Raw genomic sequence first — 21,821 nt, 5'->3', positions numbered from 1 at the left:
CGCCGGCCCAGCCTTTTGAGGCCGAGTAGACTTAGCAGCACGTTACGAGGAGTTGAACGCATGAACCGCGCAGTGTCACTCAGCCGCCGTACGTTTGTAGGCCTCCTTGCCGCAGCGGGGCTATCGCCACGAGCAGTTGCTGCGCAGAACACAGCTCGCGCGGTCCTCTACGTCGCAGTTGGGTCCGAGCTGATGTGTTACGAGGCCGACGACACGAAGCTCGCCTTGCAGAAAATTGACACTATTCGCGTGCCAGAGGCGGTTCAGTACGCCTGGAAGCATCCATCAAAGCCGCTGCTCTACGTGGCTTTTAGCAACCGGTATACCTCCAAGGCTGACGACCGGCACGGGGTCGCGGTCTATGCGATCGATCAAGACACGGGGCGGCTGCAGCAATTTGGAGAGCCTGTCTTTCTCAAGAACCGCCCAGTTAACCTCACGCTCGATCCGGCAGGGCGCTATCTGCTTGTTGCTTACAACATGCCGTCAGATCTGACCGTCCATGCGCTCGGGGAGAACGGCTCCATCGGAGTTGAAATCAAGCAGTCCGGCTCAATCGATGCCGGCATCTATGCTCACCAAGTCCGTGTCTCACCGTCTGGCAAGCTCGTCGTGCTTCCGACGCGCGGCAACGATCCGGGCGCCGGCAAGCCCGAAGATCCCGGAGCCCTGAAAGTCTTCCGATTTGAAGCGGGGCAGCTTTCGCATGAGACTTCGATCACTAAAGGAAACGGACTTGGCTTCGGCCCGCGGCACGTCGACTTTCATCCGGAAAAACCGTGGATGTTCGTATCGATGGAACGCAACAACCAGCTGCTGGTCTATGGGACGAGTGACGAAGGCATCGATCCTAAGCCGCTGTTCGAAAGATATACTGCTGAAAACCACGAAGCTAGGCTACCGGTCCAGTTCGTCGGCCCCATCCACGTGCACCCCAACGGCCGGTTCGTCTATCTTGCCAACCGCTCGGACGGAACGATCGATTTCGCGGGCCGAAAGGTCCATGGGGAGGGAGAAAATACTGTCGCCGTGTTTTCGATCAATCCCGCAAGCGGAGAGCCGACGCTCATCCAGACCATTGATACCCTGACCTTCCATTGCAGGACATTCTCAATCCATCCGGCCGGACGAATGCTGGTCACAGCTGCGGTTGCGCCGCTTGACGTTCGCGACGGTGGCGCCGTTCGGACGGTTCCAGCAGGGTTGACAGTATTCGACGTCGCCGACGATGGCAAACTGAACTTCGCTCGCAAATACGAGGTCGATATCGGCAAAGATTGGATGTTCTGGTGTGGAATGGTTGCTCTCTGAGCATGCAGCTCTGCACGACGCGCTCGCGGGAGCTCTCGCACGAGCGGGCGCCTTATGTAGGCGAACGAACGAGCTTTGCCAGCTTACGACGTCTGTTGCCTAGTCGGCGCAATCAGAACGGCCCGAATGTCATTGACATTTGTGAGAGTGGGACCTGTTCGAACGAGATCACCAAGACGCTCGAAAAAGGTGTAACTATCGTGAGCCGTCAGAAGCGCGCGGGCATCGAGCTGGCTCGCAGCGGCGCGATGCAAGGTATCTGGCGTCACCAAAGCGCCGGCGGCATCCTCCGTTCCATCAATCCCGTCACTATCCCCGGCAATGGCCCAAATGCCCGCCGCTCCATCAAGGGCCACCGCAAGTCCGAGCAAGAACTCGGTATTGCGACCACCACGACCTGCTCGGCCATGACCGATGCTAACTGTCGTCTCTCCTCCTGAAAGCAGAACGGCCGGCGCCTTTACAGGATGCCCGTGCTGAGCGACCGACCGGGCAATTCCGGCCATCATGGTACCGAGCTCTCGGGCCTCCCCCTCGATTGCGTCCCCAAGTACAACAGCGCTCAATCCCTCGCGCTTGGCGAGCTGCGCTGCAGCATCAAGGGCCGTGAGTGGCGCGGCGATAATACGGACATCTTCGGCAATGTCCCCAGGCTTCGCCGTATCTTGTCCGCCGTCTAGAACGGCTTGCGCAGAGTCGGGCAGCTTGATCCCGAAACGGCGAACGATCTCGCGCGCATTGGCCTTCGTGCTGGCATCCGGCAGCGTCGGGCCGGAGGCGATCGCAGCCGGATCGTCCCCCGGAATGTCTGAGATCACGAGGGTGAGGAGGCGCGCAGGGCGCGCTGCAAGCGCCAGCCGACCGCCTTTGATCGCCGACAGGTGCTTGCGCACCACATTCATCTCCGCAATCGTCGCCCCGCTCGCGAGTAATGCCCGGTTTACCGCTTGCTTGTCCGCGAGGGTCATCGGAGGGGCGGGAAGGGCCATCAGTGCGGACCCGCCACCGGACATCAACGCTAGGACCAGGTCATCCTTCGTCAGCCCTCTGACCGCATCCAGCATCCGCAGCGCCGCGGCCTCGCTCGAGTGGTCCGGGACGGGGTGCGACGCCTCAAGGACTTCGATCCCGCCCGCCGGCACCGCGTGCCCGTGCCGCGTCACAACGACCCCCGACAATTCGACGTCGGGCCAGGCCGCATCGACCACCGCAGCCATTGCCGCGGACGCCTTGCCGGCTCCGACAACAATACAGCGTCCGCTGGGCTTTGGCGGCAGATGCGTCGTGACGGCTATGCGCGGATCAGCGCTCGCGATTGCGGCATCAAAGAGTTGCCGCAGCAAGCTGCGAGCCCGTGCGTCGGTCCACACAGCGGACATTGGGGGGCTTCACGCGTTTTCCGCTTGGATCGCGCTCACGACAGCGTCTGTCACCTTGCGGGTGTTCGCCGATCCTCCAAGGTCTGGCGTATGCAGTTCGGGGTTGGCGGTGACGCGCTCGATTGCCTTCATGAGCCGCTGCGCGGCTGCATTCTCCCCCAGATGCTCAAGCATCATAACCGCCGACCAGAATGTCCCGACGGGATTGGCAATGCCCTTGCCTGTGATGTCGAAGGCGGAGCCATGGATGGGCTCGAACATCGATGGGAATTTGCGCTCGGGATTGAGATTGGCGGTCGGGGCGATGCCAAGCGAACCGGCAAGGGCAGCGGCAAGGTCGGACAGCACATCAGCATGGAGATTGGTAGCCACGATCGTATCGAGGCTCTGCGGGCGCATGACCATGCGCATCGTCATGGCATCGACCAGCATCTTGTCCCACGTCACGTCAGAAAACTCGCGCGCGACCTCCGCTGCAATTTCATCCCACATGACCATTGCATGCCGCTGTGCATTGGATTTCGTCACGACGGTCAACAACTTGCGGGGACGAGACCGTGCAAGGCCGAAGGCAAAGCGCATGATCCGCTCCACACCGGCGCGCGTGAACATAGCGACATCGGTTGCTGCCTCCAAAGGAGATCCCTGATGGACCCGTCCGCCGACGCCCGCATACTCGCCTTCCGAATTTTCCCGAACGATGACCCAGTCGAGCTCCTTGTCCTTGACGGCACGCAAGGGCGAGGTGATGCCGGGAAGGATGCGGGTCGGACGCACATTCGCATATTGATCGAACGGCTGACAGATCGCGAGCCGCAGGCCCCAAAGCGTGATGTGGTCCGGAATTTCTGGGTGCCCTGCGGAGCCAAACAGGATTGCATCGTGATTACGGATCAGATCGCGCCCGTTTTCGGGCATCATGCGGCCATGCCGCTTATAATATTCCCCACCCCAATCAAAGTGGTCGAAGTGAAAGGTGAATGCCCCATCGCGCTTCGCCAGCGCCTTAAGAACTTCGACGCCGGCATCCACAACTTCGGAGCCGATACCGTCGCCTGGGATTGCCGCAACGTTGTAGGTCTTCATGAGAGATATCCTTCCTCTTCCGTATGATTAGTGCGCGACGGCCGCCTGATGGCGGCCGATCGAGCGCGCGAGCAGCAACGTCAGCGTGGCGGACAACAACAAGAGTGCGCAGACGAAATAGAGCCCGCCCTCGAAGCTGCCGGTGAGGTCCTTGATCCATCCGATCATGGCCGGACCGACGAAGCCGCCGAGATTGCCGATGGAGTTGATGGTTGCGATGCCGCTCGCCGCGGCCGGACCGGCCAGGAACAGTGTCGGCATGCTCCAAAGCGGCGGCTTGGCGGCGCTGATGCCGACGTTCACCAGCACCAGCGCAGCGATAACTGAAGCAACGCCAGTCGACATGCCTGCCAGCGCGAGCCCGGCCGCCGCAACGAGGCAAGCGATGACTACATGCCACGTCCGTTCGTTGGTGCGGTCCGAATGCCTTGACCACAGATACATGGCCACCACGGCGATCGTCGGCGGGATCGCATTGAGCGATCCAACCGCCATATTCGACAGGCCGAAGCCTTTGATGATCTGCGGCGCCCATACCCCCAGCGTGTACAGTCCCGCCGACGTGCCGAAGTAGACGAGGGACAAAGCCAGAACGCGTAGATCCGTCAGTCCCCGCCAGACGCTATGGCTCGCCGACCCTGCCTTGGCCGCCCGCTCCGCATTCATGGCCTCGACCAGCCAGGCCCGCTCATCATCGGCAAGCCACTTCGCCTGTTCCGGCCGATCCGTCATGAATCCGAGCACGATGAACCCAAGCACGATGGCGGGTAGCGCCTCGAGGAGAAATAGCCATTGCCACCCCTTAAGGCCGAACAAGCCGTGCAACTCCAGAAGAGCGGCCGAGACGGGCGATCCGAGGACCGTTGAAAGAGGCGCCGCTGCCATGAACAGAGCGGTGATCCCGGCACGCTGGCGCGCGGGAAACCAATAGGACAGATAGAGGATAATTCCTGGGAAGAACCCAGCTTCGGCCGCGCCGAGCAAGAAGCGAAGAACGTAGAAGCTTGTTTGCCCTTGGACGAACGCCATTGCCCCGGATATCAAGCCCCAGGTGATCATGACCCGAGCGATCCACAGTCGGGCTCCCACCTTGTCCAAAATGATGTTGGAGGGCACCTCGAACAGGAAGTAACCCCAGAAGAAAATGCCCGCACCAAATCCGTATACGGAGGAGGAGAAACCAAGATCCTTGTTCATCGTCAGCGCTGCGAAGCCGATGTTCACTCGGTCGATAAACGCGACGAAGTAGAGTAGCATCACGAATGGCACGATCCGGTAAGCTACTCGACGGATCGTGCGCTTCTGAACCTCGTTCACCACCTTGGGCCTCCTCGTTTTTCGGCTGGCGCCCCGGCTGGCAGCCATGCCTTTTATCTACGGCCAGCCTAGAAGGAAGAGACGGCGTCACTCAATACGCCCTTATTTGTACAAAAAAATGGTATAATGGCTCGGATTCGACAAAAGGGCCTGCTCATGGAGCTGCGTCAATTGAGATGTTTCGTCGCCGCCGCCGAGCAGCTGCATTTTGGCCGCGCGGCCCAACACCTGCAGATGCTACCTTCCGCCTTCGGCCGCCACATCAAACTCTTGGAAGAGGATCTTGGTACGCGGCTGTTTGCAAGGACCACGCGAGCCGTCTCTTTGACCGACGACGGCGCGCTACTTCTTCGGGAGGCGCGCATCATTCTCTCAAAGGTCTCGACCGTGGAGGCCGTCTTGCGCGGTCGCTCGCGTTCGGTCGGAGCCCGGAATCTCAAGGTAGGCGCCATAGACAGTGCTGCGGCCGGGCTTATGCCGCAGCTGTTGCGAGACTTCCGCGCGAAATACCCCGACGTCACCGTTCATCTTCTGGAGGAAAAGACGTTCCGGCTGCTTCCCAAGGTCCTTTCCGGAGCGCTCGATCTCGTTTTCATCCGTCCTCCGGAGAAGATGGACCGAAGGCTCGAATGTAAAACTCTGCTCATGGAAACCGCAGTGGTCGCCCTTCCCCGCAGGCACGCGCTTGCACGTAACGAATGTCTGTCGCTCTCGGCGATCGCTCATCAACCGATGATCGTTCCTGATCGGCGATCTCGGCCCCACAGCCACGACTTGACCATGAAGCTGTTCGAGGACGCCGGGCTGACGCCCCGCATCGCTCAGCTCGCCGATGAAAAGCAGACGATCGTGAACATGGTTGCGGCTGGACTGGGACTGGCCGTCGTCCCCCGCTGGACCTCTCGCATGGCTGTTGCGGGCGTTCGCTTTGTTCCGCTCAAGCTGGAGCGCTTTGGAGCAGTTGGACGGCTTCCGCTCGCTGCAAGTTGGCTGCGTGGTTCCCGCGATCCTATTCGCGATACGCTTTTGACGGTCCTCGAAAAGCGGTTGCGGTCTTATGCCAAAGGTGCCTGATGATTCTTGCAGAAAGCCAGGCGCCGAGCTCCGATGCGAGCGCAAATGTCAAGCTCGCCGGTCCGAAAGTGTTTGAACCGTGTTCGGTCGGGTACCGATGGTCATCGTTGAGCGCATCTGGAAAGGGAGGCAAGGAGCACGAATACTCATGAGCCGTCGATTGTCGAGGCATCCTGCAAGCCCACTTCGCGTGCGTTTCGATGTTCATCAGCGCGATCCAAGTTGGACGACCGATCGGGGGTGCGATCCGCTGCTAGCCCCCGAGCCGTAACTATTGCGTTTCACAAACACCTCTGTTCGACCGCGACGGTCGAGGAATGCAGATGACCGAGGCAAGCCTTCTCTTGCACCGGAGCGCATCTCAGATCCTGCGTGACCTTGCCGGTTAGGAAGTCATGGCCGACGGAAAGCATCTCACCAGTGATGTCATCATCGGTGCTACCCCGTCCGTCATTGCATTGGCAGGCGCGGAGCTGATCAGGGCCTACCGGGAGCGTCTGCCCGAGTACGCCCGCACTTGCTAGAGGGACGTTGACGCGCTCGATCGACGTCGCGTTGGTCCACGTCTTCAACCAGAAAGCCCACGCTTAATCAGCAAGCGCCTCGCAGTGGAGCGGCTGTTCGCAATCGGGCCGCCAGAAATGTTCGCCGGCGATCCGGTCAGCCCCGCGAGCCTGCTTGCTATACTCTTTCCCTCTGCTCAAAATCCGATTCGAAGCCTTCTCGACGCCGGTGCCGCGGGCATCGATCTGTCGGTGTCGATTGTGCTGGAGATCGACACGATGATTCCTCTAAAAGACCTCGTCCGGCAGCGCCTTGCCCCGGCGTCCTCCCGTTCTGCGCGGTCAGACATGAGTTCGTGACGGAACTTTGAGCGCCGGCTCAATCGTCAGGCCGAAATCAGAAGGGATCTGGGCCTTATCTGCCTTGCGGATCCGGCCGCCGACGCGCGTCGCCTCCGAGCTGATTGCCCGCTTCGGTATATCCTGCGCAAGATCGTCTCCGGAAAGAGAGGACACGGTTTCGTCGATCCGATAACCGCCTAAGATAGTAGGCCCCTAAATATACAGCGATGGCGCGATGAGGCGGCGCTCCACCAACTTTGGAAGCACAACAAAACCAAGATCCGCGGTGTCTATAACGCGGCCGCTTGAACCCCATGGGCTTCTTCCGAATCTACCTCGAGTGGCCCGAAATGATGTAGCCTTCCGGCCCGGTGGTTTTCCCAGTCTGCCTAACTCCCAAAAAAACGCCCGCCATAGGTGGCGGGCAGTCTGCGGGAGAGAGTAGTGCGATCGGGTGCGACTCAAGCTTCCTTTGCGTAAGCTGCAAGATCGGCCCGCAGCATCTTCAATATGTCGTCTCGGATGGGATCCCTGGTCCCGCGCGACCAAGCAGCCGCAAGGGGAAGTTTGTTCATGTCCGACGCCACGAGCCGGACATAGCGAACCCCGCGGCTCGCCAGGCGCGACGTCCAGCTAGGTACGATAGCGATCCCCAAACCGGCCGACACCAGGTTGACGATCGTTTGCTTTTCCTCCGCAATCTGAGCAATCCGGGCGTCTAGCCCGGCTTCCGCAAAGAGCTTCATCGTTAGATCGTGGCTATGAGGCCTGGACCGCCGTTCGGGAACGATCAGTGGCTCGTTCTTGAGATCCGCAACCTTGACCATCTTCCTCGACGCAAGTCGATGATGGTGCGGAAGGGCTACGACGGCTGTCTCAAAGAAGAGAAATAGAAACTCCAGCCGCTTGTTGGCGTCTTTTGGGGGGCGCACGAAGGCGAGATCAAGCCGTCCGGTCAAAAGGCGCGGCAACAGACGAATGGTCTTATCCTCGACCAGTTGAATCGTTGCATCAGGCCGACGCTTGCGAAAGTCTTTAAGAAGTTTCGGAATAAGTCCGGCGGCAGCACTGTCGATGGCACCAACGCGTATGATTGTTGCCCCTTTGCGCGAGCGCGTCCGAAATCTGACCGCAAGCGCATCGGCTTGCGTCAGCAGCGCACGCGCATCTTTAAGCAAGACAACACCGTCGTCCGTCAGCGCGACGTTTCGCGTCGTGCGCGTCAGAAGCCGCGTGCCGAGATCCTCCTCCAGCAGCCGAACAAACCGCCCCAGGGCCGAGGGAAGCATATTCATTCGTTGCGCCGCTCTTCCGAAGTGAAGCTCTTCGGCTGTTGCTACGAAGCAGCGCAGTTGTTGCAGGTCCATCAGTTCCTCCGTACGACGACGATAACATCAAAAACGCCGGTCTTATTATGTCATTCTTTTGTATAAACGATTGGAGATTGAATCCGCTCTGCCTTGATTGCAGCGTTTTCTCGATAGCGCCGTCGATGCGCAGAACAATCAAACGCCGATCGGGCCAGGAGCCCATCCGGCTTGACGAACGATCTGGAGGTCCGGTTTGCGAAAGTGATGCTGCTCTACTTGGCTGGGACGGAGACGCCGAGTGCGCCAGGCACGATCGTGCGCCGAGCGCGCTAGGCCAGGCACATGCGGCACACTTCGATCCGCTCTTGCCTCGCGGCCCGCGATAGCAACGGCCTTCTTGATCGCGTCGGCGCTCTCATTCGCATCGATTCGATACGCACGAACGTCGGCAATGTCAGGGCTGTTTGATGGGCGGCCCCGCAATTTCGCGAGGTAAAACATGCATCGTCGGCGAGCCAAGATTATTGCGACCGTCGGACCCGCCAGCCGTTCGCCAGAGATGCTCGCGGCATTGGGCCAGGCGGGCGGATACGTTCCGACTTACAGGCAGATCACGCAAGGCGTCATGGCGCAATTCGTCAACTCGAACGAAGATTCAGCCGCCCTATTGGTATTCTTCAGGACTTGCAGGGGCCAAAGATCCGGGTTGGTACCATAAGGAATGGCAGATTTTCCCTCAGTGCCGGTGACGCCGTTCGCTTTGTTCCGTCGGTCGGCGTCCGGGCATATCGATGACATCGTGCGCCTCTCCGATGGGATAGTGATCGCGCGCGTTGATCTTGGCGTCGCAATTCCGCATGCGGAGGTTCCCGGCCGACAAAAGGAATTGATCCGATCGTGCCGCCTCGACGCTCAATGGTTGCTGCGCCGACGCCGACACGCGCCGACACTTCGGATGCGGCCACAGCGATCTATGGCGGAGCCGACGCGATCATGCTGTCCGCGGAATCTGCGACCGCGCAATATCCGTGCGAGGCCGCCACCAACATGAGCCGCATAATCGAAAGCACCGAGCGACATAAAATGTATCGTTCGATCGTCAATGCGTCGGAGCCGGACGAGGAGCAGACCGCCCCGACCGCGGCGGCTGCGGATCTCGCAACGATGATCGGAGCCTCAGCGATCCTCGCCTTCACCTCGAGCGGTACGACTGCAACGCGCATCGCGCGCAAACGTCCCAAGGTACTGATCCTCGCGATCACACCGGAGGAACGGGTCTCGCGCCAACTATGCCTGTTGTGGGGGCGCCCACGGCATGAAGTCCCCCAACATAAGCTCCTACGAGGAGATGGTCGAACGCGCGACGCAAACCGCTCTCAACGTGAACTTTTGCGGAGAATGCCGATGTCATCGTCGCCGTGGCCGGCATACGTTTCGGCGATGCCGGCACAACCAATAATTTACGCGTGGTGACGATTGCTTAAGCGCTTCGCCGCCATCCTGGCCGCCCCCTTCCTCTAACCAGCTGACGTCGCAGCGCGGCCTATGCCGTTTGCCGGCCCAACCTTGCGCAACTGCCCAGCAGATCACGTCCTCGCAAGAAATTATTCTAATCGTTTGTATATTATAATGAGCATTGAGGTCAGCGAGCCAGTGACCTTAAGATTATAGATTAGCGGGCGAATAAGTTCCGTTTTGCAATCGGGAAACGTCGGGGTGAAACCATTAGCACAAGATCTTGAGGTGTTTATCGTTGCGGCGCGGCGGGGAAGTTTTGCTGCGGCGGCGACAGAGTTAGGTGCGTCGCCTGCCTACGTCAGCAAGCGCGTCGCGCTACTTGAGCGGGCACTCGGACGCGTGTTGTTCCTGCGTACCGCTCGACAAGCGGTGCTCAGCAGCGATGGGGAAGTGTTGCTGTCCAAAGCGCAGCGCGTTCTCGATGCCTATGCGGATTTTGTAGCTGACGGTCCTGAGACCGATTCCGTCGCCCGCGGCAGCGTACGAATTACGGCAAGCTCGGGTATTGGCTGCAATCATGTCGCACCACTTGTATCGGAGTTGGCGCTCCTACACCCGGAATTGGATATTCGGCTGGAAATCGTCGATCGGAGCGTGGATCTGGTTGAGGAGAATGTCGACATTGACATTCGGGTCGGCAGGGTACGCGAGCCTCACTTGCTCGTGCATCCTATTGCGCAGGGAAGACGCATTCTCTGCGCGGCTCCCAGCTATCTCAATCGACGCGGCATGCCGGAGGAACTCGGCGATCTCGCTGGACATTCGTGCCTGGTCATGCGCGAACGTGACGAGGTGTTCGAGCGCTGGACTTTGCATGGTCCCATCGGGATGCGCACCATCAACGTCACCGCTGCCCTCTCCACCAACCATGGCGATATCATCCGCAATTGGGCGATTGCCGGCCGTGGGATAATGCTGCGTTCTTATTGGGACGTGGCCAAGGGGCTCGCGAATGGCCAATTAGTCCACGTGCTTCCCCTCTGGTGGCAGCCGGCTGATATATCTGCCGTCACCAAAGTCCGCTCAAGCAGTGTGTACCGATATTATCTTTGCGTCCGCTATATTCGCGAGCGGCTCCGTGACGGGCCATTCGCACTTGCCACAAAGCGATGGCCCGAGACTCCAGGTGAAACAGAGCTCACACTTGAGGAGGCTCCCGCGCTTCATGAGGCCTGAAACCGTGACTGAGTTTGCAGAGCGCCTTCGGGGCGATGCGCATGTCGCAGCCGGCATGGGCGGCCTTGTCGCCGAAAAGCTCACGCTGCGCCAGCTTTTCGAATCGTCCGACCTGTCGGCCCAGGAGTTTGCCGACGCGGTCGCAGCCTTTTTCAAACATGACCGTGCGGCTTTAGCCGACCTCTTGGCTGGGACGAGCTTGGTCGAACACTTCTCGCCTCGCTTCCTCCGGGAAATGGCGATTTTTCCGTATCAGCTCGCGAATGGACGCGCCGTGATTGCCCTGTTCGATCCCACGGACACGGCAGCGATCAGCGCCGCGGAGATTGTACTCGGCCCCGCGGTAAAGGTCGCCATCGCGTCGTTTGAGGACATTGATACCGCGCTCTCTCAGCGCCTTAGCGAAGGCGAGACCACCGCAGCGAATAGGGATAATACCATCGCTGTCCGCGAGGAGGATATCGAAAGCCTCCGCGACCTAGCTAGCGGCGCGCCGGTCGTCCGTGCCGTCTCCGAATTGATCGAAAAGGCCGCCGAGCTTCGCGCCAGTGACATACACATTGAGCCTTTCAGGACGGAACTGGCAGTGCGTATGCGGGTTGATGGCCTGCTTCGCCATATCCCCTCACCATCCCATGTACTCCCACAGGCCATAGTCTCCCGCATCAAGATCCTGGCGGGTCTCAACATAGCCGAGCGCCGATTGCCTCAAGATGGCGCCGCGCGTGTCCAACTTGGGCGAGCTGAAATGGATTTGCGCGTCGCTATCATGCCGACGCAGCATGGTGAGTCTGCCGTCATTCGGCTTCTGCCCAAGGAGCGGGGACTCCTTGCGATCGAGAAGCTCGGCTTTGCGCCCGACGACGAAGCAAAGCTCCGCGCAGTCCTGACGCTCCCGCACGGTCTCATCGTGGTCACCGGACCAACCGGCAGCGGTAAAACCACGACGCTTGCGACCGTGCTCGGCCTCCTCAACGAATCCTCCCGGAAGATACTGACGATCGAGGATCCGGTAGAATACGAAATCAAGGGCATCAATCAGTCCCAGGTAAACTCTGCTATCGGCCTGACTTTCGCGAAGGCATTGCGCGCTTTCGTGCGGCAAGATCCGGATGTCATCATGGTGGGCGAGATCCGTGATGCCGAGACAGCGGAAGTAGCGATCCACGCTGCCCTGACCGGGCACCTCGTCCTGACCACGCTGCACACCGAAACCGCTGCGGCCGCCGTGCCGCGACTGCTGGACCTCGGCGTCGAGGCGTTTCTGTTGAGTTCAACCCTCCGTGCCGTGATCGCGCAGCGGCTGGTGCGGCAGCTTTGCGACCGGTGCAAAACAACGAGCCGGCTCGAGCACTCGGAGTTTGCGGCCGATCGGCGGTACGCCGCGATCGGCCTTCGGGTTGGTGATGAAGTTTACAAGGCAGGCCGATGCGAGCGTTGCGGCGGAACGGGCTACCGCGGCCGCGTTGGCCTGTTCGAGGTCCTTGAAGTGGCCGATGAGGTTCGTCAGCTGATGAATGCGCACTGCGACGCCGTGTCGATTGATCGAACAGCGGTTCGATCTGGAATGACCACCATGATCCAAGACGGCCTCGCGAAATGCCGAGCCGGCGTCACGTCGCCCGCGGAAGTTCTCCGCGTAACGACCATACGATAACGTGATGCAAACCTTTCGCTATCTAGCTATGACCCAGAGCGGTGAGCTCGTAAACGGTATGATCTCCGCGTCCACCGCGAAGGAAGTTTTCGCGCGTATCGAGTATCTCGGTCTCGTTCCGATCGAAACAGTCGCTCAGGACACTAAGGTTGCGGTCGCTCATATCGCTGCTGGTTTTCTTGGGCGACCACGCGCCGAAGACGTGACCATCTTTACACGTGATCTTTCTTTGCTGCTCAAGGCGGGCGCGAGGCTTGACGATGCACTGGAGTTGTTGTGCTCAGATGACGACATCGGCCGCCTGCGCCCGATTGTGAGTAAACTCCGCGTCGCAGTGCTTGCGGGCGAAAGCTTCGCTGAAGCCGTCGGCAAATATCCGAGTTGCTTTCCGCCTATCTATGCGGCGCTCGTGCAAGTCGGCGAAACGTCCGGGAAGCTCGGCCACCTTCTCGATATGCTGGCAAGCGAGCGCGCGCGCACGGAGGCCTTGCGCCGAAGAATTACTGATGCGCTGCAATATCCTGCATTCGTGTTGCTCGCTGCATCCTGCGTGCTGGCATTTTTTGTTCTCGTGGTACTGCCACAGTTCGGAGCTGTGTTGCGCGATTTCGGCGCCAAGCAGGACTCGCTGATTGTCACGGTGCTTGGCGTTTCTGAATGGACGCGCTCCAACGGTCTGGCGATTCTTGGAGTCGCAGGGGCCGCCATCTTTGCAGCCTATGCCGTCCTCCGCCGGCCCGTGATCCGGTTCCGGCTGCTCGCAACACTGATGCGATTGCCGGGCCCCAGTTCGATTTTTCGGGCCTACCAAACTGCGGTGTTCTGCCGCAATCTCGGCATCCTTGCTGGCAGTCAGGTACCTTTGACCACCACCCTGCGCATCCTCGTCGATATCATGTCCTTTTCGGGCGATGTTCCCGCCTGGACAACCGCGGCTGATCAAGTACGACACGGCGCGAAGCTTTCTGACGCCCTTTCCCAGTCAACGGTCTTGCCCATGATGGCGATCCGCATGATCCGCATTGGCGAAGAAACCGGCCAGCTGCCAATACTCGCCGGGCGCATCGCGGAGTTCTACGAAGCCAAGCTACAGAGGAGTCTTGACCGGCTCGTCGCCGTTATCGGACCGGCGGCCGTGATCGGCATTAGCGTGGTTGTCGGCGGTCTCATCGTTTCCATTATGACGGCCCTGCTGTCTATCACTCAACTCGTATCGTGATCTCAAAACAGCGAGCGCAAATGACGCTTATCTCATCCCGCGCAATGGCCTGGCGGCGGCGGTCGTTCGCAGCGGGCGAGAATGGATTCACCTTGGTCGAGATGCTGGTCGTCATTACGATCATCGGGCTGATCATGGGACTGATCGGCCCCCGCGTGTTGAACTATCTCGCTGAGTCCAAGGTCAAGACGGCCAAGATACAAATCCGCAGCCTCGCCAGTTCGCTCGATCTCATGTTTCTCGACACGGGACGCTATCCGTCATCTTCGGAAGGCCTTAACGCCCTGGTAAAACCCGCAGCTTCGATGGCCGGATGGCACGGTCCCTACATCGATGGAAATAGCCTACCGAACGACCCGTGGGGTAGGCCCTATGTTTACCGGTCGCCCAGTGGGAACGCCAAGTTTGAGATCATGTCCTACGGGGCTGACGGGCATGAGGGCGGTGCGGATTCTGCCGCCGATATCTCGTCAAACAGCAATGAGAAATAGCCCGGAAGCACAAAACGGATTTACTTTGCTTGAGATGGTCTGCGTGTTGTCCATCGTCGCAATGCTGGTCGGTATCCTTCTGCCACGGCTTTCGCCTGGAACGTCGCGGCCGCGGCTCGAGGCATCGGCACTCGAAATCGCGTCCCTATTGAAGATCGACCGGAACGCGGCAGTTAAGAGCGGGATGCGCGTGCTGACCAGAATCGACGCGAGCACCCGGCGCCTGCAATCAGGTTCGAACGGCAGCGTTCTCGTGGTACCGGACGATGTGACGCTGGACGCACTATTGCCACGGGATTGCGAAGGACGACCCGCCCTTTCGACCATAAGTTTTTTCCCGAGCGGGTTCTCGTGCGGTGGCACGCTTAGACTCTCGCGTCTGAATACTGTCTACGAAGTTCGTGTGAATTGGCTTACGGGGGGAATCGAGATTGTGCGCGTTCCGGCTGTGTAATGCCTCCCGCAGCGTCGCGGGGTTTACGATCGTCGAGGCATTGGCCGCTCTCGCGATCGCCACCGCCATGCTGGCGGCGATCGGCTCGCTCATGTCGACCAGCATAAAAGGCGCGCGGAGGATTGATGATCGCATGGTCTTGGTGGAGACGGCGCGCACTCTGGCGGCAGCATTGCCGCCGCGCGGCGACGCAACCACGGGCGTAACGTCGGGTGAACTCAACGGCATTGTCTGGCGCGTCGATATATCGCCCTTGCTCAGGACAGCGTCCGACAAGCAGCAATGGGTGCCGAAACGGGTCCGGATCCAGGTTAAATCTTCAGCAGGTACGAGCTTCGCCCTGGAAACTGCGCGTCTGGGCCGGAGGTCGCAGTGATAGCCCGGGATCACCTCTCCCAAGCCTTGCACCGCGCGAGTATCGCGGGGTTCACGCTGTTCGAAGCTCTCGCGGCGATCGTACTTATGGGGATTGTTGTTTTTTGTCTAAGCACAATCGCGACGCATTGGCTACCCAGCTGGGATCGTGGCCTGGCGCGCGCGCAACGCGCCGAGCTTATTGGCATCGCCCTTGACCGTTTAACCGCCGATCTTGCGGCATCGCAGTTCATTTCCGCCAACGGCGGAAGCAAAAAGCCGCTGTTCAACGGCACAGAAGGATCTGTCACTTTTGTGCGCACGGTTACAAGCCCCAACGCCAAGTCGGGCCTCGAGATCGTTAAAATCGAAACAATCAAGGACCCTACTGGTCTCGTCCTCATACGCTCTTCGAGGCCCTTCGTCTTGTTTGAAGGTGCGATTGACCCGTCTGGCTTTGGTAATCCCGTCGTCCTGCTGCGATCGCCCTATCGGGCCGAGTTCGCCTATGCGGGACCCGGCGGCGTGTGGAAGGCGAACTGGCTGAATGTCGGCCACTTGCCGGCCGCCATCCGCCTCACGGTCCAAGATCACACCCTTGGGGAGGCGAGGGTAATCTCGACCACGACGCTTATTCATGTTGACGCGCCTGCACTATGCATCAGCGGAAAGAGCACGGATTGCACGGGAGAGCCCGACACTAGTCCCGATACGGCTCCCGCAGCGGACTCTCTCGAGAGCCGTCGGACCTGAGGCCACAATGATATTTTGCAATCCGCAGGAAGGACACTTATCTGGGGGGCGGGAGGGCTTTATCCTCATTGCGGTCCTCTGGATGTTGATTGCACTCGCGACACTTGCGTCCATCTATTCGATTTACATAGGCAGTTCTTCCTGGTCGAGTTCGGTGATCGAGCGCCGTCTGCAAGCCGATCAATTGGTGTCAGCCAGCCTTAATCTCGCGACCCAACGCCTTGCTGTGGCAGACCAGCGCGATCGACCTACGCATGGCCACTTCAGCTTCCGGCTAGGCCAAGCCAACGCATCGGTCAGATTCGTTTCCGAAGCGGCCCGGCTCGATCTCAATCAGGCCCCGCGCGAACTACTATCGAGTTTCTTCATAGCGATCGGCGCATCGGAGGAGGATGCCCCGCGTTTTGCTGCGCGGATTGTTGGTTGGCGAGAGCGCTTAAGACCATCCGATCGCGCTAATGAAGCGCAGCTTTACCGCGCCGCCGGCCGCGGCTATGGACCGCGAGGCGCTCCCTTCGCACATGTAGGAGAGTTATGGTTAGTTCAAGGTCTGCCGCAGGTCATCATAGAACGAATGTTGCCTCTGGTGACCGTTTACAGCGGCAGGTCCGATATTAACGTCTTCGACGCGCCGCCCGAGCTTGTTGCGGCTTTGCCTGGCATGACCCTAGATCGTCTGAATGGTTTTCTTGGCCAACGGCAGCTCGTGGCTCCCAGTAAGGACGCTCTAGTCCGACTGCTCGGTTCAGATCAAACCGCCGCGACCGCCGATGCAAGTGACGCGTTCCGGCTGGACATAAAAATAGGGGGCGCAGGGGGATGGAATAGCTGTGCGGAAGCGGTCATCTTGCTACAGGGTCCGGACGATCCTTTTCATATCCTTGCCTGGGATGACAGTTTGCGCGGTGACTGTCGTCAGGGCATGGCAACGGCGAACCCGCCATGATCCTGTTTAATTCGATAGCGGCAGGCCTCGCTTCGTGGGTACAAGCCGTGGCGTCCGAAGTTTCATCGCTCTCGAACGGCTTGCGCCGACGCTCGCAGGTTCGGATGGTGGAATTCGAGAAGGATCAATTCACCCTTCATCTCGTGACCGACCCCAAAAACGCGAAAGCGCCTGACCACGCGCTCGCGGTCCTGGAGGGAGCGGTTGCTAGCCCAATCCCTCCAGCATGGAAGTTAGCTCTGACTGGAAGTCAGCTTGAACTTGTCCTTCACCCGGCGCGATTTCTGTTTCGCCCGCTGGATTTGCCGAGGCGCGCTGCCGAATATGCGGCGGGTGTCGTGAGGTCCCAAATCGACCGACTAACCCCGTGGGATGTGCAAGAAGCGGTCTATGGTTGGAGTGCTTCACCTGACGAGACTGGCGACCGCATTCAGCTGACAATCGCTGCCACGCCTCGCGCTAAGCTAACGCCCTTGCTCGATGCTATCGGATCGCTTGGGACTTGGTCAATCCTGGTCTCCACGTCACGTTCGAACGTGCCAATTAGGATCGTTGAGACACAAATACACGGACCGACCGATTTCCGTCGTGTTCGTACGTGCCTGATGGTAGTTCTGCTGTTAAGCGGCTTTGCTGCCACTTCGTCGCTTTGCATTTCAGCGCTCATTTCGGACGGTTTGGCCCTGAGACGGGAAGAACTCTCTCGAAAGATATCGGTGCTCACAAGAGCGTCGCAGAATGTTGTTGCCGAATCCGCTTTGCGAGAGCTCGAACAACAGAAGCGCAACACTCCTTCGCCCGTAATGGCGATTGAGGCGCTGTCGGATCTACTGCCAGACAACACGTTCCTAACGGAGCTGCGTATCGATCACGCGAAACTACAGATAGCGGGCCTTACGAGCGACGCCGCATCGCTCATCCGCCTGATCGAGCAGTCGCCCCAGTTTTCACACGCGATCTTCTTCGCTCCAACCACACGGTCTGAAGGAGCAACCAAAGAGCAATTCCACGTCGAGGCTCAAATCAACCCCGCATTCGCCGCTATCCATGAACCAGACCTACCGCATTAGACGCTACGTCAGCGCCATTCCGTTCGTTGCCACAATTTGTTACGCGGCAATGACGGGATTTCTATTGCTGATCACGGGCTGGACGGCGTTGGACCTGGCGGAACAGCATCGTACGCTGGCGAACGCGAACGAAATGTTCGACAGGTTGCAGTCACAACAGCGGGCGGCCCGCAGCACGAACGACGGGGCGCTCGCTGTGAGTCCACCAGTTGTCGAAGGTCCCACGGTCACAGTCGCGGCCGCCGTGGTGCTGCAGCACGTTTCTGCAGAAGCGACGCGGATGGGAAGCAACATCTTATCGTCGCAGGTCGATCTGCAGGACGCAGGAGCACAACACGGGATCGTCAGAGTCTCTGTCGATCTCGAGATCGAGCAGCCGGCCCTTCAAGGCCTCCTTTACGAGCTGGAGGCGGGATCGCCCTTCCTGTTCATCGATCAATTGGTCATACAGGTACCCGAGTCGTCGACAAGACACGCCGCGACGAAGGTGCGCGTCGCAATTGTCGTCTCCGGATGGTGGCGGAGTGTCAAATGAAGTGCCCCCTCACGATTCAAGCTCTCGCGCTGGCCTTCCTGATCTTGGCAGTCGAATCGGGGAGGCGGCCTGCCGAGGCGAGTCAGACTTCAACGGCTACTGGCCTGAATCCGCCAGTGTCGCCCACAATGGAGTACCTGCTTGCGAAGGAGCCATTCGAGGCTACCCGATCGGAGCATAATCCCATTGCCAAAGTCCCCCTTGCGCAGCTCAATAAAACGCAAGAGCGCCCGCTATTCTCTCCGTCACGCCGCCCTCCGTCTCTGCCGCCGCCGAACGCGCCCACTATCCCCGTTGTCGTCGCGGCTCCCAAGCCGCTCGAGCCTGAGCTTCCGCCATTTGAACTCGTGGGCACGATAACTGGGGGCGCCGACAGCATCGCCGTCTTTGTGAATCGCGCGACTGGCGAGACGGTGAAGTTGCGGCAGGATGAAGTTCAATCAGGATGGACGTTGCGCGACATCGGAGCGCGTGAAGCCACGCTTTCGAACGGCGAGAACATCAAGGTTCTGGCTCTCGCCTTGCCCGGCACGACCGCAGATCCGGCGCCTGTGGAAGCCAGCACCGCTTCAATACGGCATCCTGCGAAGCGTTAAGGGTAAATGCGATTATGTTAGCGGATCAATCGCAACCGCCAAGTGTGCCGCGCTGCGATGGGTCGCCTTCAGGTACACCGACACGACGATCTCGTAGCCGCTCGTGCCATTGCGTGCAATGCCGCAGACCCTACGTTGCAGCGCACAGAGGCAATTCATCTTGACAAGCAACACTTCGTGTCGCTCGACAACACACCTCAGATATTGATGTCCGTCATTCAGTCCCTAGCATCGCGAGAAAGCGCCTTATGAACCGCTTTTCGTTTGGCGCGGCTGGCGGGGGACTTTCAAACATCAATGGCCCGATCCGATCTGTCGCCTATCTACTCGGAAACACGAGCGAGGCTTTTCGAGATGGCGACCTTCACTCTAACGATTGAACAACCGAAAGAGGAACCTTTATATGTTACGCAGGAACTCAATCCCAACCAAGTGTGCCTTGGCTTTGGCCGCGACGCTCATGGCAGGTTCGGCGTTGTCGACCACGGCTCACGCAAACAATGGCGACTTGATCGCAGCGCGTCAGAAATTTTTCGGCGACGAGAACGTCGATCCCGAGTCCGGGCGGGTCAGTCCCGACAAGGTCATCTTGTCGTGGCTCTCGAATTCAACTCTGGCGGCTTCCATTGCCGGCCACGTTTTGCTTTTGGACACTTACGTCACTCGGCTCGAAGTTTCGCCGGGCCGCACGCCCTTCGTTATCGGCGATTTGGTTGCTCTCAAACCAGAAGGCCTTCTAATCGGGCATGGTCACTTCGATCACGCGGACAACGCGGCCTACATCGCTGCGATGACCGGCGCGAAACTCTACGCCACCGCGGAAACCTGCGTTGCCCTGCAAGCCGATTTCGCGCGCGAGCAGGCCGACCCGGCGATTCAAGGTAATCCGGCTACGGCGTTTCCTCACAAGGCGTCGATCTCCTGCAACACGGTCACGACGACCGGTTCGGTTCCCGGCACCCAAATTGTCAAACTGGACTTCCTGGAACCGGACGCCTGCGTAATCGCCTTCCGACACTTGCACTCGGTTGCAGTCCCGGTCGACCCGACCTGGCCGCGGGCACCTAATCCGTCCGTTTATTATGCGGTTGACCCGCGCGATCCGGGGCTGTTTCCGGCCGGAACGCCGCTTGCGCCCGGGAAAAGTGGGACGCTGCCTGGGCAGATCAACATTGCTACCAGCGGCAGTGGTGGTCCGGGTGGCCCTATTCCGCTGTTTTTCGATTTTGTGTTGCGCGAAGGTCGTCACTTCACCTTTGCTTGGTATAACTCGTCGGGAGCACTCAAAGAAGGATTGGGAAGCGGGTGGCCCAACGGCACGCCAGCTGACGGCCAGCGTATCACGAACATCCTGAAGAGTTTACCGGCCACCGATGTGGATGCCGGTACGATTGCGACAGCCAATTTCGATAACAATTCTTATCGTGATCCCTTCGCGTATATTCAAGCGCTGAACCCGAAGATCTTCATTCCGTTGCATCTGACCACCGGGTCGACCTTCAAGGAATCCATCTCGCCCGCCGTTTACGGCGGATACCTGGATCAAATTAAGCGCCTCGGCCTGACACTCGATCAATGGCCAGACACACGATGGCTCGTTGATCCCGAAGATTACGCAAAGCCCATCGTCTACGACATTCGGGACCCGCGCTGGGACAATCCAAAGAAGCTGCCCGCCATCAAGCATTATTGCGGTTCTGATCCAGACGACCACCACGACGACCACGGGAAGCCGTGACCACCGCGCCGACGGCTGCTCGAAAAGAGGAGCCGTCGCGCCCTTCCACGATCCGCGCGCCGGATGCAACTGAAATGATGCAATGAAACGCTCTCTGATTTGGTTCGTAATCGTCGCAACGCTGTGTGTGTGCATCCACGCAAGGCACGTCGACGCTCATCCGGATATATTGGTTCACATGCATGATGCGGTTATCTTTGATGGAAATGGCTCTATCAGCGGCGTCCGCGTATCTTGGACCTACGATAGGGAAACGTCGGTGACGGCATTGCGAAGTAGCGGCCTCAACGAAAGCGCCCCACACCTCGGGCGTGACCAGCTTGATCCGCTGGCCAGGGCGACGGTTAATTCGCTGCGCGCGTCTGACTTCTATACGTTCGCGCGCGTCAATGGCACCAAGCAGCCATTCGATGGCGCATCCGATTCATGGCTCGAGTGGGATGGATCGGTGCTAACATTGCATATGGCTCTCAACTTCAAGCAGCCCGTGAGCAACAGCAATTTCACGCTCGAGCTCTTCGATGAAACAGACGAGATCGAGTTCGATTTCCAAGAAGGAGACGCCGTCATCATGACGAAGGCACCCAAAGACTGCGCGCTCGTCGTCGCACGGCCAGGCGATGCCGCCGCTCAACGGGAACTTCTCGGCGATGCTTATCTCAATCCCAACGTTCAACCGGTCGGTTGGGATGCGCAATACTCAAACAAGGTTTCGGTGCGATGTCTAAGTTAGAGGCAATTACAGCCTTGCTCAACCGAATGAAGTCGCCGCTCGACGCTGAACAAGCTGTCTTATGAGCGATTTCGCGCGCGGAGACATTGCTTTGCAGAATTGTCACGGGCGAAACGAAAGTGTCGGTGCAGCGATATTGTTGCATGCGGCTTAGCCGTTGCGACAACAACATAAGGAGTAACGTCAATCATTGAGAAGATTGGGCGCCGCGCGGTTCACGCGCTCGACGATCTGCTCGCATTTGTAATGAAGACGCGAG

20 protein-coding genes and 1 pseudogene are annotated in these 21,821 nt (G+C 59.3%); 17 read left to right on the top strand and 4 right to left on the bottom strand.

Annotated features, from left to right (window positions below; genetic code table 11):
• Positions 1 to 60: 60 nt before the first annotated feature.
• Positions 61 to 1,311 (top strand): lactonase family protein, encoded by a 1,251-nt coding sequence (locus ACWAT4_RS42110; RefSeq protein ID WP_164933592.1) that lies wholly within the window; start codon positions 61 to 63, stop codon positions 1,309 to 1,311.
• Positions 1,312 to 1,394: 83 nt separating this feature from the next.
• On the opposite strand, the gene ACWAT4_RS42105 is transcribed toward ACWAT4_RS42110, so the two are convergent.
• The 3 genes from ACWAT4_RS42105 to ACWAT4_RS42095 are packed head-to-tail and all read right to left on the bottom strand — an operon-like array spanning position 1,395 to position 5,096.
• Complete coding sequence (locus ACWAT4_RS42105) at positions 1,395 to 2,690, bottom strand: glycerate kinase type-2 family protein (protein ID WP_128955144.1); 1,296 nt, start codon at positions 2,688 to 2,690, stop codon at positions 1,395 to 1,397.
• Positions 2,691 to 2,699: 9 nt separating this feature from the next.
• Positions 2,700 to 3,776 (bottom strand): tartrate dehydrogenase, encoded by a 1,077-nt coding sequence (locus ACWAT4_RS42100; RefSeq protein ID WP_128930057.1) that lies wholly within the window; start codon positions 3,774 to 3,776, stop codon positions 2,700 to 2,702.
• Positions 3,777 to 3,803: 27 nt separating this feature from the next.
• Positions 3,804 to 5,096 carry an MFS transporter gene (locus ACWAT4_RS42095; protein WP_128930058.1) on the bottom strand — a complete coding sequence of 431 codons (1,293 nt, stop codon included), beginning with the start codon at positions 5,094 to 5,096 and terminating at the stop codon, positions 3,804 to 3,806.
• A 153-nt stretch (positions 5,097 to 5,249) separates the two neighbouring features.
• Between ACWAT4_RS42095 and ACWAT4_RS42090 the strand changes: the two genes are divergently transcribed.
• Complete coding sequence (locus ACWAT4_RS42090; protein ID WP_128930059.1) at positions 5,250 to 6,167, top strand: LysR family transcriptional regulator; 918 nt, start codon at positions 5,250 to 5,252, stop codon at positions 6,165 to 6,167.
• 608 nt (positions 6,168 to 6,775) lie between these two features.
• On the top strand, positions 6,776 to 7,030 hold the full coding sequence (locus tag ACWAT4_RS42085; protein WP_232995554.1) for a type 2 periplasmic-binding domain-containing protein: 255 nt from the start codon (positions 6,776 to 6,778) through the stop codon (positions 7,028 to 7,030).
• Positions 7,031 to 7,473: 443 nt separating this feature from the next.
• Here the strand turns inward: ACWAT4_RS42085 and ACWAT4_RS42080 are convergent, their stop codons facing one another.
• The gene (locus ACWAT4_RS42080; protein WP_128955145.1) at positions 7,474 to 8,379 is read right to left on the bottom strand and encodes a LysR family transcriptional regulator; all 906 of its coding nucleotides are present in this window, start codon (positions 8,377 to 8,379) and stop codon (positions 7,474 to 7,476) included.
• Between the two features lie 442 nt (positions 8,380 to 8,821).
• Here ACWAT4_RS42080 and ACWAT4_RS42075 point away from each other — a divergent pair.
• The 14 genes and pseudogenes from ACWAT4_RS42075 to ACWAT4_RS42010 all read left to right on the top strand — a co-directional run bounded on the left by ACWAT4_RS42075 (position 8,822) and on the right by ACWAT4_RS42010 (position 21,562).
• Positions 8,822 to 9,806 (top strand): annotated as a pseudogene (locus tag ACWAT4_RS42075) (pyruvate kinase).
• 232 nt (positions 9,807 to 10,038) lie between these two features.
• Positions 10,039 to 11,016 (top strand): LysR substrate-binding domain-containing protein, encoded by a 978-nt coding sequence (locus ACWAT4_RS42070; RefSeq protein WP_128930062.1) that lies wholly within the window; start codon positions 10,039 to 10,041, stop codon positions 11,014 to 11,016.
• Positions 11,006 to 12,673 (top strand): GspE/PulE family protein, encoded by a 1,668-nt coding sequence (locus tag ACWAT4_RS42065; protein ID WP_377818964.1) that lies wholly within the window; start codon positions 11,006 to 11,008, stop codon positions 12,671 to 12,673. Before ACWAT4_RS42070 ends, ACWAT4_RS42065 begins: the two co-directional genes overlap by 11 nt.
• A 4-nt stretch (positions 12,674 to 12,677) precedes the next feature.
• Entirely contained in the window at positions 12,678 to 13,892 is a 1,215-nt protein-coding gene (locus tag ACWAT4_RS42060) for a type II secretion system F family protein (protein ID WP_128955146.1), read from the top strand.
• A 20-nt stretch (positions 13,893 to 13,912) separates the two neighbouring features.
• A complete protein-coding gene (gene gspG / locus ACWAT4_RS42055) occupies positions 13,913 to 14,383 on the top strand; it encodes a type II secretion system major pseudopilin GspG (protein ID WP_128930065.1) in 471 nt (156 codons plus the stop codon).
• Complete coding sequence (locus ACWAT4_RS42050; RefSeq protein ID WP_313753858.1) at positions 14,265 to 14,837, top strand: GspH/FimT family pseudopilin; 573 nt, start codon at positions 14,265 to 14,267, stop codon at positions 14,835 to 14,837. Before gspG ends, ACWAT4_RS42050 begins: the two co-directional genes overlap by 119 nt.
• Positions 14,815 to 15,213: a general secretion pathway protein GspI gene (locus ACWAT4_RS42045; protein WP_128930067.1), complete on the top strand. Its 399-nt coding sequence runs from the start codon at positions 14,815 to 14,817 to the stop codon at positions 15,211 to 15,213. The genes ACWAT4_RS42050 and ACWAT4_RS42045 overlap by 23 nt, the downstream gene beginning before the upstream one ends.
• Positions 15,210 to 15,944, top strand: a complete 735-nt coding sequence (locus ACWAT4_RS42040; RefSeq protein WP_128930068.1) for a general secretion pathway protein GspJ — start codon at positions 15,210 to 15,212, stop codon at positions 15,942 to 15,944. Before ACWAT4_RS42045 ends, ACWAT4_RS42040 begins: the two co-directional genes overlap by 4 nt.
• Before the next feature lie 82 nt (positions 15,945 to 16,026).
• Positions 16,027 to 16,890 (top strand): type II secretion system minor pseudopilin, encoded by an 864-nt coding sequence (locus tag ACWAT4_RS42035; protein WP_164933593.1) that lies wholly within the window; start codon positions 16,027 to 16,029, stop codon positions 16,888 to 16,890.
• The gene (locus tag ACWAT4_RS42030; RefSeq protein WP_128930070.1) at positions 16,887 to 17,960 is read left to right on the top strand and encodes a PilN domain-containing protein; all 1,074 of its coding nucleotides are present in this window, start codon (positions 16,887 to 16,889) and stop codon (positions 17,958 to 17,960) included. Before ACWAT4_RS42035 ends, ACWAT4_RS42030 begins: the two co-directional genes overlap by 4 nt.
• Positions 17,938 to 18,495, top strand: coding sequence for a type II secretion system protein GspM (gspM, locus tag ACWAT4_RS42025; protein ID WP_128930071.1), 558 nt, complete (start codon positions 17,938 to 17,940; stop codon positions 18,493 to 18,495). The genes ACWAT4_RS42030 and gspM overlap by 23 nt, the downstream gene beginning before the upstream one ends.
• On the top strand, positions 18,492 to 19,091 hold the full coding sequence (locus tag ACWAT4_RS42020; RefSeq protein ID WP_128930072.1) for a hypothetical protein: 600 nt from the start codon (positions 18,492 to 18,494) through the stop codon (positions 19,089 to 19,091). The genes gspM and ACWAT4_RS42020 overlap by 4 nt, the downstream gene beginning before the upstream one ends.
• Positions 19,092 to 19,551: 460 nt before the next feature.
• Positions 19,552 to 20,829, top strand: a complete 1,278-nt coding sequence (locus ACWAT4_RS42015) for an MBL fold metallo-hydrolase (RefSeq protein WP_128955148.1) — start codon at positions 19,552 to 19,554, stop codon at positions 20,827 to 20,829.
• Positions 20,830 to 20,911: 82 nt separating this feature from the next.
• Complete coding sequence (locus ACWAT4_RS42010; RefSeq protein ID WP_128930074.1) at positions 20,912 to 21,562, top strand: DUF1007 family protein; 651 nt, start codon at positions 20,912 to 20,914, stop codon at positions 21,560 to 21,562.
• Positions 21,563 to 21,821: the final 259 nt, after the last annotated feature.

This window comes from Bradyrhizobium sp. T-1, assembly GCF_053592855.1.
This window is presented reverse-complemented; position numbering and strand designations above follow the sequence as displayed.

Coding starts and splice junctions, on each gene's coding strand:
- ACWAT4_RS42110 (WP_164933592.1), top strand. CDS start 61: ATGAACCGCGCAGTGTCACTCAGCCGCCGTACGTTTGTAGGCCTCCTT.
- ACWAT4_RS42105 (WP_128955144.1), bottom strand. CDS start 2,690: ATGTCCGCTGTGTGGACCGACGCACGGGCTCGCAGCTTGCTGCGGCAA.
- ACWAT4_RS42100 (WP_128930057.1), bottom strand. CDS start 3,776: ATGAAGACCTACAACGTTGCGGCAATCCCAGGCGACGGTATCGGCTCC.
- ACWAT4_RS42090 (WP_128930059.1), top strand. CDS start 5,250: ATGGAGCTGCGTCAATTGAGATGTTTCGTCGCCGCCGCCGAGCAGCTG.
- ACWAT4_RS42080 (WP_128955145.1), bottom strand. CDS start 8,379: ATGGACCTGCAACAACTGCGCTGCTTCGTAGCAACAGCCGAAGAGCTT.
- ACWAT4_RS42065 (WP_377818964.1), top strand. CDS start 11,006: ATGAGGCCTGAAACCGTGACTGAGTTTGCAGAGCGCCTTCGGGGCGAT.
- ACWAT4_RS42060 (WP_128955146.1), top strand. CDS start 12,678: ATGCAAACCTTTCGCTATCTAGCTATGACCCAGAGCGGTGAGCTCGTA.
- gspG (WP_128930065.1), top strand. CDS start 13,913: ATGACGCTTATCTCATCCCGCGCAATGGCCTGGCGGCGGCGGTCGTTC.
- ACWAT4_RS42050 (WP_313753858.1), top strand. CDS start 14,265: ATGTTTACCGGTCGCCCAGTGGGAACGCCAAGTTTGAGATCATGTCCT.
- ACWAT4_RS42035 (WP_164933593.1), top strand. CDS start 16,027: ATGTTGATTGCACTCGCGACACTTGCGTCCATCTATTCGATTTACATA.
- ACWAT4_RS42030 (WP_128930070.1), top strand. CDS start 16,887: ATGATCCTGTTTAATTCGATAGCGGCAGGCCTCGCTTCGTGGGTACAA.
- gspM (WP_128930071.1), top strand. CDS start 17,938: ATGAACCAGACCTACCGCATTAGACGCTACGTCAGCGCCATTCCGTTC.
- ACWAT4_RS42020 (WP_128930072.1), top strand. CDS start 18,492: ATGAAGTGCCCCCTCACGATTCAAGCTCTCGCGCTGGCCTTCCTGATC.
- ACWAT4_RS42015 (WP_128955148.1), top strand. CDS start 19,552: ATGGCAGGTTCGGCGTTGTCGACCACGGCTCACGCAAACAATGGCGAC.
- ACWAT4_RS42010 (WP_128930074.1), top strand. CDS start 20,912: ATGAAACGCTCTCTGATTTGGTTCGTAATCGTCGCAACGCTGTGTGTG.